Origin of the sequence: Pseudomonas sp. 6D_7.1_Bac1, from assembly GCF_025465945.1 — a bacterium.
Lineage (GTDB): Bacteria > Pseudomonadota > Gammaproteobacteria > Pseudomonadales > Pseudomonadaceae > Aquipseudomonas.
In genome coordinates, this window is sequence record NZ_JANLNW010000064.1 from 106,408 (window position 1) to 119,343 (window position 12,936).

The window sequence follows — 12,936 nt, forward strand, 5'->3', positions numbered from 1 at the left end:
TTGAGCCGATCGAGTACGTGTTGAACCAAGTCCCGGGTTTGACTCGCAGCATCAGCTGACGGAAGCTGACAGCTTTGCAAACGCTGTCAGATTCCGGATTCCTGCATGTCCAAGCCTCGCCGCCACCTGTTCATCAGTCTGCTCGTCCTGTTTACCATCGGCATTGCCTGGTTTTCGCTGCGCAGCACAACGCCCGTGGTGCCGCCTGCAATCAAGCAGGGTTATCACGACGCCATGGAAAAAGCCCGTAATGGCCAACCTGGCGCGGCGCGTGTGCTTTATCAGCAATTGGCGCGTCCGGACTTGTCGGACACGCGCCGTGTCTTGTTGCATGCCGAACTGCCAAATTACCCGAGCCCGCAGGCGCTGAAGCTGGCAGACGCCGACCTGCAAAGCCCGGTGGTCGAGGTTCGCCAGGCTGCGATCAGAAGCATTGTCGGGCTGGTGCCCAATGGCCAACGCAGTCTGTTGCTCGGACCGTTGCTCGACGACAGCGAACAAGCTGTGCGTTTTGCCGCAGCGAATGCATTGCTGGGGCTGTCGCCGGATGATCTGGGGCTGTACTTCGGTCCCTTGCAGCAGGTCATCGATGAGTATGAGCACTCGCTCACAGGTCAGCCCGAAAGCGCCGAAACCCACTACCAACTGGCACGCCTGCACCTGCACAACGCCGAACTGAAAGCAGCACAACAAGCGCTCGAACAGACCTTGCGCCTGGATCCGGGCAACCTGCCGGCACTGGTGATGCAAATTGACGTGCTGGATAAACAGGGCCAGGTCGATGCCGCCCAACAAATGTTGGCCAAACAGTTACGGACCCAACCCGACTCCGCCTATCTACAGCATGCTTTAGGCTTGTGGTTGCTGCATCACGGACAAAGCGAGTTTGCCTTGCTCGGCCTTTCAAAAGCGGTAGAACTTGCGCCCGACAACAAGGAGTACCGCTACGACCTGGCCACCACCTTGCACGGCCAGGAAGAACTCGAAGCGGCGCAAAAGCAGCTGCAAGAGATCGTGCAGCGTCACCCGGCCGATCGAAAGGCGCGGGTGCTGCTGATCAATTACTGGAAGGAAAGCGGCCAGCTGCAAAACGTTCAGGTGCTGCTGGCGCAGCTTGAGCAAATGAATCCGGATGACCCGGCGTTGCAGCAAGGGCTGTAAAAGACCACGGCTTTCGACACAAGCGCCTACGGGTATTGCGTAGGACTTACGAAAGCATTTTTTGCATCAATACCTGCAAATCATCCAGGTCGAACGGCTTGGCAAGGATCGGGGCCTTTTGCGCGATTGGACTGCCCGACTCACGAATTTCCTGCGGGTAACCGCTGATGAAAATCACCTTGAGCTCTGGTCGCAGCTTCACCGCGGGTTCGGCAATCTGCACACCGGAGATGCCACCGGGCAAACGGTAATCGGTGATCATCATGTCCAGGTGCGGTTTGCTGGCCAGAATTTCGAAGGCCTGCTCACCATCTTCAGCCTGCAAAACCCGATAGCCTTCGCCCGACAGATAGGCGGCCAGCACCATCAGGATCGAGGGGTCATCCTCAACGATCAATACGACATCTTGTGCATCTTCACTCATGGGAAGCCTTTGTTCGGTCAATAGCTGCTGATACGACCCTACGGTCATGCAGAGGTTGCGTTGCTTTGGCAGTTTTCCTGCAGCGGTAGGCAAACACGAAATAACGAACCTTGATTAATCTTGCTCTCAACGGTGATGGATCCGCCATGGGCTTCGACGATTTGCTCGGAAATAAAAAGCCCCAATCCAAGCTTAGGTATCTACACAACTTTGAAACACGGTGAAGGACCCTGTCCGTAGCAGCTGTCGAGCCTGCGAGGCTGCGTTCGAGGCGGGCCGCGTTCGGACGAAGTCCTCGTAAATCCGGGGTACACGGTTTACCGGAAAGAACGCGGTGCCTGATTTTACGACCGCTGCGCGGCCGAACGCAGCCTCGCAGGCTCGGCAGCTGCTACGAGAGCTAGATCAAAAGATGTGTAGATACTTATGCCAATCCAAGTCCGGTTACCACGGTGGTTTCTTCACGATGCGGTTCATGATTTGCGGTAGATCCGTTCTTGTTTGACCAACGGTTCGAACTGCTTGCCGTAGGTCGAAAACTCCAGGGTTTCCTTGCTGCCCAGCACCAGGAAGCCACGGTGGCACAGCGACTCATGAAACAGGCCGAAGGCGCGATCCTGTAATTTTTTATTGAAATAGATCAATACATTGCGACATGAAATTAATTGAGTTTCTGAAAATACACTGTCAGTCGCCAGGCTGTGGTCGGCGAAGGTCACGTTCTCGCACAGGGTCTTGTCGAAAATCGCGTAGTCATACGCTGCCGTGTAGTAATCGGCGAACGAGCGCTGACCACCGGCCTGCTGATAGTTATGGGTGTAGGCGCGAATGTTCTCCAGCGAGAAGATCCCTTGTTTGGCTTTTTCCAGCGAGCGTGGGTTGATGTCGGTGGCGTAGAGGATAGTGCGCTCGAGCAAGCCCTCTTCGCGAAGCAGAATCGCCATCGAATAGACCTCTTCGCCGGTGCTGCAACCGGCAATCCAGATCTTGATCGAGGGATAGGTCTTGAGCAGCGGTACCACTTCCCGACGGATCGCCTGGAAGTGCGCAGGGTCGCGGAACATCTCGCTGACCGGAATCGTCAATAACTGCAGCAACTGCATGAACGCCGTAGGGTCGTGCAACACCCGTTCCTGCAGCGCGGAAATAGTCTTGCACTCGAACTGATGCAAGGCGTGATTGACCCGGCGCTTGATCGAAGCGCTGGAGTAATCGCGAAAGTCATAGCTGTACTTGAGGTAGATCGCTTCGATCAACAGCCGCAGCTCGATTTCTATATTTCTCTGCACTTAGATACGTTCCATCTTCGGTAACCACACGTGAATCAGCGAGAACAGGCGATCCAGATCGATGGGCTTGGCCAGGTAATCGTTGGAGCCTGCTTGCAGGCAGCGTTCCTGATCATCCTTCATGGCCTTGGCCGTCACCGCGATGATCGGCAACTTGCGCCAGCGCGGGTCCTTGCGGATCTCGATGGTGGCTTCAAAACCGTCCATCTCCGGCATCATCACGTCCATCAGCACCAGGTCGATGTCATCCACCTCATTGAGTTTCTCGATCGCTTCACGGCCGTTACGGCCAATAACCACGATCGCGCCCTTATGCTCCAGTGCGCTGGTGAGGGCAAAGATATTGCGCACATCATCATCCACCAACAGCACCTTGCGGCCTTCGAAGACCTTGTCGCGGCTGCGGGCAGTCTTGAGCATCGTTTGCCGCTCATGGGACAACCGCGATTCGACTTTGTGCAGAAAGAGTGTCACTTCGTCGAGCAAGCGCTCTGGTGAACGCGCACCCTTGATGATGATCGAGCGTGAATACTTGCGCAGATCCGCCTCCTCATCACGGGTCAGGTTGCGCCCGGTGTAGACGATCACTGGCGGGAACGAGCAGATGTCTTCGGTGGACATACGCTTGAGCAAGTCATTGCCGAGCATGTCCGGCAGTTTCAGGTCGATGATCATGCAGTCGTAAAGAGTGCTGCGCAGCAGGTCCAGCGCCTCCTGGGCCAAGCCGACGGCGGTGATCTCGATATCATCGTCACCGATCAGCCGGGCAATGCTGTCGCGTTGCAGGTCATCGTCTTCCACCAGCAGCACGCGTTTGACCTTTTGCGTCAACTTGGCTTCCAGTCGCGCGAATACATCCTTGAGCTCTTCGCGAGTAGTTGGCTTGATCGCATAACCGATGGCGCCCATGTGCATGGCGGCTTCGACACGGTCCTCGACGGAAATCACGTGAACCGGGATGTGGCGGGTTTCGGCATGTTCTTTGAGGCGCTGCAACACAGTCAGCCCGGAATGGTCCGGCAGGCGCATGTCCAGCAGTATCGCGTCCGGAATGAACTGTGTGGCCAGCTCAAACCCTTCATCGGCACCGTGAGCCACCAGGCATTGATACCCCAGCTCATGGGCCAGATCGAAGAGGATGTGCGCAAAGTTCGGCTCGTCCTCCACCACCAGGATGCAACGGGTGGTGAATGGCGCGTTGCCGCGATCATCAGCGAAACGCGCAATATCCGCTTCGGCGATCAGCGCTGCAGGCGCGACAGCCTTGGGCGCAGCAACGACTGGCGCGATCTTCATTGGCTCAACTGGCTCATCACCGGGCTCGACGTACTGCTCGGGCAACACCAGCGTGAATGAGCTGCCCTGCCCCGCTTCGCTGATGAGGCTGATCGAACCGCCGAGCAACGCCGCCAGGTCACGCGAGATCGACAGGCCCAGCCCTGTGCCGCCGTAACGACGGTTGGTGGTGCCATCGACCTGGCGGAAGGCCTCGAAAATTCTGTCTTGCTGATCGTTGGCGATACCGATACCCGAGTCACGGACGATAAAGGCAATGCCGCCGCCCGGATGCTCGGTGACGGTCAGACTGACAGCGCCCTTCTCGGTGAATTTCACGGCATTCGACAGCAAGTTCTTGAGCACTTGCTCCAGACGCTGACGATCCGTGAACAGCATCAACGGCGCATTCGACTGCAGTTCGACGTTGAACGCCAGGTGCTTGTCCGCCGCCAGCGGTTCAAACGTACCGCGCACGCTATCCAGCAGACGCGCGACGCTGGTGTTTTCCGGCCGCATTTCAAGCTTGCCGGCCTCGACCTTGGAAATATCGAGAATGTCGTTAATCAGGTTCAACAAGTCGTTGCCGGCCGAGTAGATCGACTCGGCAAACTTCACCTGCTCGACACTGAGGTTTTGGTGTGGGTTCTCTGCCAGCAGCTTTGAGAGGATCAATGAACTGTTCAGCGGCGTGCGCAGTTCATGGGACATATTGGCAAGGAATTCGGACTTGTACTGGCTGGAGCGCTGCAACTCTTCAGCCCGTTCTTCCAGTTGTGCCTGAGCCTGATTCAACTCACCGTTCTTGCGATCCATTGCATCACGCTGCTCGGCCAGGATGCGTGCCTGTTCAGCGAGCTGCTCGTTGGTCTGCTCAAGCTCGACCTGCTGGGTCTCCAGGCTCGCCTGGGATTCTTTGAGAATTCGCGACTGTTCTTCCAGCTCTTCGTTGGCGGACTTCAGCTCTTCTTGTTGCACCTGAAGTTCTTCATTGAGCTGCTGGGTTTGCGCAAGTACTTCCTGCAGCCGCTGGCGATAACGCGCCGCTTCGATGGAAGTGCCAATGTTCCCGGCAATCAACTCCAGCAGTGCGATATCACGCTCGGTGAGGGCGCGCAGGAAACCCAGTTCGATCACACCGTTGACCTGATCGTCATCACGGGTCGGTACCACCAGCACGCTGCGTGGCGCACCTTCACCCAACCCGGAGCTGACTTTGAAGTAGTCGGCCGGCACTTCATCCAGGCGAATCATCCGGCCCTGTTGCGCCGCCTGGCCGGTAATCCCCTCACCACTGGAAATCGCTTGCTCGCGCGCCTCCTGCTCACGGGAGAAGCCATAAGCGGCTATGCGTTTGAGGCCGCCGTGTTCTTCCTTCACGTACATCGCGCCGACCGCGGTGCCCAGGTACTGCGCGCAGAATTGCAGAATATGGCGGCCCAGCACGTTCGGCGTCAGTTGCCCAAGCACCTGCTCCGCCAACTCGGTCTGGCCGTTGCGCAGCCAGGCTTGTTGTTCCAGGCGTTGCGCACTCTTGTGTTGCTCGGCAAGGTTGGCACTGTAACTGTTCGACAGGCTGAGCAAATCGCGCCGGCCGACGTAGGCCAACAAGCCACTGACTCCGGCAACAAACAGCAAATACAGGGAAATGCTCCAGATTGTCGTGCGGCGAACGTCTTCGCTGCGCGTGGTGCGCAGCTGTTGCTCCATATCGATGACATCTTCGTACTGTTTGCGAATTTCGTCGGTCAGTCGCTTGCCCTTGCCAGCTTTCACCACGGCCCGATAATCACCGCCGCTGCGCTGCAATTCGATCAATTTCTGCGAGTACTCGTTCCACTCGACCTGCAACGCCTCGAGCCTGCGCAGGCGATCAACCTGTGGCAGATTGTCGGCCGTCAGTTCCTGCAAGGTCTTGAGCGCGACAATGATTCTCGGTTTGGCTGTTTCGTAGGGATCGAGAAAATGCTCGTCACTGGACAACAGAAACCCCCGCATCCCGGTTTCCAGGTCGACCGTCAACTTTACCGCTTCGTTGGCGTTATTGATTACCCGGTCCGTGTGCTCGACCCACTGGATCACCGACAACAGGTAGGTGATCAAGGAGACAAAAAACACCGCGCTGAGCACGCCCATACCTAGCGGCAAGCTGATGTTGCGGCTCAGGAGTTTGCGGAAACTTTGCTCATCAACCGAAGACGAAGAGGTCATTGGATGGCCTTGGTGTACTGTTGTCGATGAGGGAGTTTGCCCCATAAACGCGTTTTGGATCCATTTATCTGACAGGCTTCCCGGCAATATCCTGCAGCGTTCTACAATGACTCAAGAAGAACGGTTCTGCTGTCGACTCCTGTACAGTTGTTCTTTGTTTACAGATTCGGGAAAACCCTTATGTCCGCCACAGCGCCCACCATCCTTGTAGTCGAAGACGACACCGTCGTGCGTATGCTGATCGTCGACGTGCTGGAAGAATTGGCGTTCAAGGTGCTGGAAGCCGACAGTGGCAAAGCAGCGCTTGCCCTGATCGAAGATAGCGCGCAAACCATCGATCTGCTGATGACCGATGTGGGATTGCCGGGGATGGATGGCCGAGAGCTGGCCACTCAGGCGCGTGTGCTGCGCCCGACGTTGCCGATTCTGTTTGCCAGTGGTTATGCCGAAAGCATTGAGGTGCCTGAACGCATGTCGGTGATTGGCAAGCCGTTCTCTATTGAACAGTTGCGCGATAAGGTCCTGAGCATGCTCACGGCTTGAGCTCAGCCTTTCTTGCGAACTTCATTCAAGGTACTCGCCACTTTCAAGTGCCGATACAACAGGGTCGACGCCCATTCCCGATCGCCCTGTTCCAGTGCTTCGATAATTTCCAGGTGTTCACGGCAGGAAGTACGAACCCGCTCCAGGTTCGACACAGTATGAAACTCGGTAAGCCGGCGCAGGCGGTTTTGCTGCTGCACGGTTTGCAGAATGAAGCTGTTGCCTGAGGCTGCGGCGAGCAACTCATGGAATTCGGCGTTGGCTTCGAAAAAGCTCAGGCTGTCGGGAGTGCCTTCGAGCAGTGCCTGTTGCTTTTCACGGCAGCGCTGCAAGCGCTCGCGGGGTAGATTGAAAGTTGGCTCAAGCAAGCCTGCAGGCTCCAGGAGCATGCGAAAGCGATAACTTTCGAAGCGTTTTTCGGCCGAACTCAAGGTGGGCAAAAACATCCAGCCGTGTCCGTGTTTGCGCTGCATCACACCTTCGTCGGACAGACGCAGCAAGCACCGGCGCAATACCGCTTTGCTTGCGCCGTAACGACGCAGCAGATCGCTTTCCATCACCTGATCGGGTATCGCCTGAGCCAGGCGATCATCAATCAACCGCCGATACAGTTCCTCATCCTCACCAATCGGCAGGCTGACCTTGGCCAGTTCATCGCTGAGCGGCGTATCCAGCACGCAGTAACCCTGATGGGGCAAGCGTCCGATCACGTGCTCTTGCGCCAGATAGACCAGCGCCCCGCGAATCGGCGAACGAGACACGCCAAAGCGCTCGGCCAGTTCGACCTCCTTGAGGTGACTGCCGGGTGTTAACTCGCCAGACCGGATCGCCATGAGAATCTGCGAGGCGACTTTAGTCTGAAGTGCGGTGGGTTGGGTCATTGAAAAACGTCCATGGATCAGCTGCCAGACGCTAACCCATGAATTGAGAAACTTCCAGTCAATACAAGCGCATAACGCACCGTGAGGCGATTGCCGGGCACAATCGACACCGCCAGCTGTGGTTTAATTGCGCCCCTCGTTTCTCCCCTGCCTTCTGCCTGCATCAAGGAAATCCCGCTCATGAGTCAGCCCCGCGCAACCAAAGTCCTGGTTATTGGTTACGTCTGGCCCGAGCCACGCTCGTCGGCGGCCAGCGGACACGTGATGCAAATCCTTGAAACGTTTTTGCAGCAAGGCTGGGACATCACCTTCAGTAGCCCGGCCGGTGTCGGCGAACACAAGGCAGACCTGACTGAGCTGGGTATTCGTGAAGTCGCCATCGAGCTGAACAACAGCAGTTTCGATACCTTCGTCAGCGAACTGGCACCGGATATCGTGCTGTTCGATCAGTTCATGATGGAGGAGCAGTTTGGCTGGCGGGTCGAGAAACACTGCCCTGACGCGTTGCGCGTACTTGAGACTTCTGATCTGCAGAGCTTGCGGCATGCCCGGCACCAGCGTCTCAAGGAGCGCCTGAAGGCCAGTGACGATGCCAATGACTTCAGCGGGTTGTTCGCACCGGCGTTGCGTGAAGAGTTCGAACTCATGGCCGACACCGATCTGGCCAAGCGCGAAATTGCCGCGCTGTACCGCTGTGACCTGAACCTGATGATCTCGGAGATGGAAATCGAGTTGCTGGTGGAACAGTTCAAACTGCCGCGCCAATTGCTGCACTGGTGTCCGCTGATGATCGAGCCGATCACACAGCCATTCACACCGTTCGAAGACCGCGCGCACTTCCTCAGCATCGGCAATTTCCGCCACGCGCCGAACTGGGATGCGGTGCTCTGGATGAAAACCACCCTCTGGCCGCTGATCCGGCAACAACTGCCCGGTGCGCAACTGCACGTTTATGGCGCCTACACACCACCCAAGGCCACGGCACTGCACAATCCGACTCAGGGATTTCACGTGATGAACTGGGCCGAAGACGCCTTACAGGTCATGTCGGCGGCACGAATCTGCCTGGCTCCGCTGCGTTTCGGCGCCGGCATCAAGGGCAAAATTGTCGACGCAATGCTCTGCGGCACACCGAATGTCACCACGCCGATGGGCGCTGAAGCCATGCACGGACAATGGCCATGGCCGGGGGCGGTGGCTGAGTCTGCCAGTGCATTGGCCAGCGCTGCTGTGAGGCTTTATCAGGACAAAAAACAATGGTCAGCGGCTCAGGCACAAGGGGCTGACCTGCTGGCAGCACGTTACCAGCACCAGGTGCATGGTCCTGCGCTCATCGAGAAAATTGCCTACTGCCGTCAGAACCTGCTGCAGCTAAGACGTGACAACTTCACCGGTAGCATGCTTCGGCATCACCAACATAAAAGCACTCAATATATGGCTCAATGGATCGAGGCAAAAAATCGAGTCAACGCATAAATTTTATCCCTGCCGCCCCAAGTAACACGCATTATTTCTTCTGCCGAACACTCATTCTTTTCTGTTTGAGCGGAAAGCAACATCAGTGCATTTAATTACTTGGAAACCTTTATCGACTTGCAACTAAACCCTCTATTGAATTACTTATAACTCACGGATGCCACTGAACACTCAGTGCACGCAATACGCCATCCGGCTTGTTATCTATTTAATATTCAGCAATGGAGTGCATCATGGCGAACTCATACCCCTACAAAAAATGGATGTCCGAAACACCTTACATTGATCGTCTGTCCATCGGCGAGATAGTTTGGCCGGGCGCCCACAACTCCGGTGTAGACCGCGACTTCTCTTATCCGCCTCATATCGCCGTCATTTCCAACTGGGTTGTGTGTCAGGACGGCCCGTTCATCCAGCAACTCAATGAAGGCGTGCGAGCGCTCGACCTGAGGTTTCACTCCGATGAACACTGGATGGGCATCAAGAAATTCCATACGTTTCACGGTCCTGCTACAGGTCGCTCGTTGAGCGAGCTGATTAAAAGCCTGAACTATTTCCTTGATGAAAACCCGGATGAATTCATTATTCTGGATATGCACGAATTGAAGGCATTGAAAGACGGCGCTTTCGATTACAAGACATTTAATACCGTCATCATGAATGAGCTGGGGTTGCGACTCATCCCCAAGGGAAATAAACACCTTACACTTGCAGAACTCAAAAAACTCAGCAATAAACAAAGGATCGTACTGGCAGCCGAATGGCATCCCGACTTTAACAGTCCGCTGTACTGGGGCGGTATCAGCCACGAGTGGAGCGGCACTGACATTACATCTCCTAACGAACTGAAACAGCACATCGCACGGACCTTACAATCCCCACCATCGGGTCCTATGCCTTGGTCATTGTCGGCAACCAGTTATGGGGAGCTTGCCGGTGTGAAAAGAATATCCACAGAGCTGAATGAGTGGTTCGGCCCAACGTCTGGCTGGGCACCGAAATGCAGCATTATCAATGTCGACTTTTTTGGAGACTCTTCGCTGATCGACTACTGCCAGGAGTTGAACATGAGCAAGGGGCTAACCAAGCGCTAACCCCGAAAAATCGAAAGTCCTCGCCTGGCGGCGCGACAGGTTGGAACTCTCTTCCTGAAAGTGCATCATCAAGGCGCGATAATTATAAAAGCGCCTTGCCATGACCCGAGCCACCCGAGTGACCGACCCGTCCTACGAGCTGATGGATGACCACAACGGTTTATCCATCATCTATCGCCAGCATGGATTCCCCTGCCCGCTGGTGCGTTGGCATTTCCACAAGGAATACGAGCTGCACCTGATTGTCGCCAGCTCAGGCAAGGTGTTCATTGGCGACTACATCGGCAACTTTTATCCCGAAACCCTGTTTCTGACGGGGCCCAACCTGCCCCACAACTGGATCAGCCAGGTGGCCGAAGACGAAGTGGTGCCCAAGCGCGACATGCTGGTGAACTTCACCGATGAGCTGTTCGACGGCGGCCATCAGGTGTTTGCCGAACTCAAGAGCCTGACGCCCCTGCTGGAACGTGCGCAGTACGGCATCGAGTTTCGCTGTAAACAGACGATCCGCCAGGCCATGGACTTGATGCAGCGGATTGCCGACACCAAAGGCGTTACCCGCCTCGGGTACTTTTTCATCCTGCTGGAGCTGTTGGTTGCCTGCGACGACTACCAATTGCTGTCCGGGGCAACCACGCCACAGCTAGCCGACGAACATAACATCGACCGCACCAACCGTGCGGTGGATTACATCTTTGCCCACTACGCTCGCGAACTGCCACTGGAAGAAGTCGCCGAACATCTGGGCATGAAGCCGACCTATTTCTCCCGGGTCTTCAAACAGGCCACCGGACGCTGCTTTATCGAGTTCGTCAATCGGTTGCGCATCAGCAAATCCTGCGAGTTGCTGGCCGATGGCGATAAACCGGTGACCGATGTTTGCTTTGAGTCGGGTTTCAACAATATTTCCAACTTCAACCGGCGTTTTCAGCAACTCAAAGGCATGACCCCTTCCCATTACCGTCGCCTGGCAGTGCAGCGGTTGACCGAGCAGAACCTCGGTCAAGGCTGAGCCTCTACCATCAAGTGCAAAATAGTATCAGCGCCAGTGCTACCAACGATTTGTCATCGCGTGTGTTGAGGGCTGTAATTGGCCTCAGATTCTTCCTACCTCCGGAAGACACAAAAACAATAACTGTCCTTCTGTTGTCCCCCTGGGCTCAGAAGAGGAGTGCGCGATGAAACCCACTGTAAAAGCTCTGCTTGCCTGCACCTGCATGACCCTCAGCGGCGTCAGTCTTGGCGCGCAAACCCTGACCATTGCCACCGTCAACAACAGCGACATGATCCGCATGCAAAAGCTCTCGAAGACCTTCGAGGCCGAGCACCCGGAGATCAAGCTCAATTGGGTGGTGCTGGAAGAAAACGTCCTGCGTCAACGCCTGACCACTGACATTGCCACCCAGGGCGGCCAGTTCGACGTGCTGACCATCGGCATGTACGAAGCCGCACTGTGGGGCGCCAAGGGTTGGCTGGAACCGATGAAAGATCTACCCGCCAGTTACGCCCTCGACGATGTATTCCCCTCGGTGCGTGAAGGCCTGTCGGTCAAGGGCACGCTCTACGCCTTGCCGTTCTATGCCGAAAGCTCCATGACCTATTACCGCACCGACCTGTTCAAGGACGCAGGCCTTGTCATGCCCGAGCATCCGACCTGGGAGCAAATCGGCGAATTCGCCAGCAAGCTCAACAAACCCGAGCAGGAGCAATACGGTATCTGCCTGCGCGGCAAGGCCGGTTGGGGCGAGAACATGGCGCTGATCACCACTGTCGCCAATGCCTACGGCGCCCGCTGGTTCGATGAGAAGTGGCAGCCGGAATTCAGCGGTCCGGAGTGGAAGAATGCGCTGAGCTTCTACGTCGAGACCATGAAAAAATCCGGCCCACCGGGTGCTTCCAGCAACGGTTTCAACGAGAACCTCGCGCTGTTCAACAGCGGCAAATGCGCGATCTGGGTCGACGCCAGCGTCGCCGGCTCGTTCGTCACCGACAAAACCCAAAGCAAAGTCAGCGACCACACAGGCTTCACCTACGCCCCCCATCAAGTGACCGACAAAGGCTCGGCCTGGTTGTACTCCTGGGCGCTGGCGATCCCCACCAGCTCCAAAGCCAAGGACGCGGCGAAAACCTTCAGCACCTGGGCCACCTCCAAAGAGTACGGCGCACTGGTTGCCGAGAAGGACGGCATCGCCAACGTGCCGCCAGGCACACGCGCCTCGACCTACAGCGAGGCCTACATGAACGCTGCACCGTTCGCCAAGATCACGCTGGAATCGCTGAAGGTTGCCGACCCGAGCAAACCGACCCTGAAGCCCGTGCCCTATATCGGCATCCAATTGGTAACCATTCCTGAGTTCCAGGCCGTTGGTACCCAGGTCGGCAAGCTGTTCTCTGCTGCGCTGATCGGCCAGACCACTGTCGATCAGGCGCTGGCGGCCGCCCAGCAGACCTCCGAACGTGAAATGAAGCGCGCGGGTTATCCCAAATAACCCGGAGCCATTCAATTGTGGCGAGGGAGTTTGCTCCCGCTGGGTCGCGAAGCGGCCCCAAAAACGGCGAATGCGATTTGTCAGAGAGCGCAT

At 56.4% G+C, this 12,936-nt stretch carries 10 protein-coding genes and 1 pseudogene; 6 read left to right on the forward strand and 5 right to left on the reverse strand.

Annotated elements, in window-relative coordinates; translation table 11 throughout:
* Window positions 1–105 precede the first annotated feature (105 nt).
* Window positions 106–1,161: a tetratricopeptide repeat protein gene (locus NTD87_RS17500; protein ID WP_262115284.1), complete on the forward strand. Its 1,056-nt coding sequence runs from the start codon at window positions 106–108 to the stop codon at window positions 1,159–1,161.
* Between the two features lie 46 nt (window positions 1,162–1,207).
* On the opposite strand, the gene NTD87_RS17505 is transcribed toward NTD87_RS17500, so the two are convergent.
* From NTD87_RS17505 to NTD87_RS17520, 4 genes and pseudogenes are all read right to left on the reverse strand, one after another.
* Window positions 1,208–1,585 (reverse strand): response regulator, encoded by a 378-nt coding sequence (locus NTD87_RS17505; RefSeq protein WP_262115285.1) that lies wholly within the window; start codon window positions 1,583–1,585, stop codon window positions 1,208–1,210.
* A 44-nt stretch (window positions 1,586–1,629) separates the two neighbouring features.
* Window positions 1,630–1,776 (reverse strand): annotated as a pseudogene (locus NTD87_RS17510) (ATP-binding protein); the annotation flags it as partial.
* Between the two features lie 282 nt (window positions 1,777–2,058).
* Window positions 2,059–2,874 (reverse strand): CheR family methyltransferase, encoded by an 816-nt coding sequence (locus tag NTD87_RS17515; protein ID WP_262115286.1) that lies wholly within the window; start codon window positions 2,872–2,874, stop codon window positions 2,059–2,061.
* Complete coding sequence (locus NTD87_RS17520) at window positions 2,875–6,360, reverse strand: response regulator (RefSeq protein ID WP_262115288.1); 3,486 nt, start codon at window positions 6,358–6,360, stop codon at window positions 2,875–2,877.
* Between the two features lie 180 nt (window positions 6,361–6,540).
* On the opposite strand from NTD87_RS17520, the gene NTD87_RS17525 reads away from it, so the two are divergent.
* The gene (locus tag NTD87_RS17525) at window positions 6,541–6,903 is read left to right on the forward strand and encodes a response regulator (protein ID WP_262115289.1); all 363 of its coding nucleotides are present in this window, start codon (window positions 6,541–6,543) and stop codon (window positions 6,901–6,903) included.
* Window positions 6,904–6,905: 2 nt separating this feature from the next.
* Here the strand turns inward: NTD87_RS17525 and NTD87_RS17530 are convergent, their stop codons facing one another.
* Window positions 6,906–7,784 carry a GntR family transcriptional regulator gene (locus NTD87_RS17530; RefSeq protein WP_262115291.1) on the reverse strand — a complete coding sequence of 293 codons (879 nt, stop codon included), beginning with the start codon at window positions 7,782–7,784 and terminating at the stop codon, window positions 6,906–6,908.
* A gap of 180 nt (window positions 7,785–7,964) precedes the next feature.
* Here NTD87_RS17530 and NTD87_RS17535 point away from each other — a divergent pair, with 180 nt between their 5' ends.
* The 4 genes from NTD87_RS17535 to NTD87_RS17550 all read left to right on the forward strand — a co-directional run bounded on the left by NTD87_RS17535 (window position 7,965) and on the right by NTD87_RS17550 (window position 12,843).
* Window positions 7,965–9,260, forward strand: a complete 1,296-nt coding sequence (locus NTD87_RS17535) for a glycosyltransferase (protein ID WP_262115292.1) — start codon at window positions 7,965–7,967, stop codon at window positions 9,258–9,260.
* A 233-nt stretch (window positions 9,261–9,493) separates the two neighbouring features.
* A complete protein-coding gene (locus NTD87_RS17540) occupies window positions 9,494–10,354 on the forward strand; it encodes a phospholipase (protein WP_262115293.1) in 861 nt (286 codons plus the stop codon).
* A gap of 100 nt (window positions 10,355–10,454) precedes the next feature.
* A complete protein-coding gene (locus tag NTD87_RS17545) occupies window positions 10,455–11,366 on the forward strand; it encodes an AraC family transcriptional regulator (RefSeq protein ID WP_262115294.1) in 912 nt (303 codons plus the stop codon).
* Between the two features lie 166 nt (window positions 11,367–11,532).
* Window positions 11,533–12,843 (forward strand): ABC transporter substrate-binding protein, encoded by a 1,311-nt coding sequence (locus NTD87_RS17550; protein WP_262115295.1) that lies wholly within the window; start codon window positions 11,533–11,535, stop codon window positions 12,841–12,843.
* Window positions 12,844–12,936 lie beyond the last annotated feature (93 nt).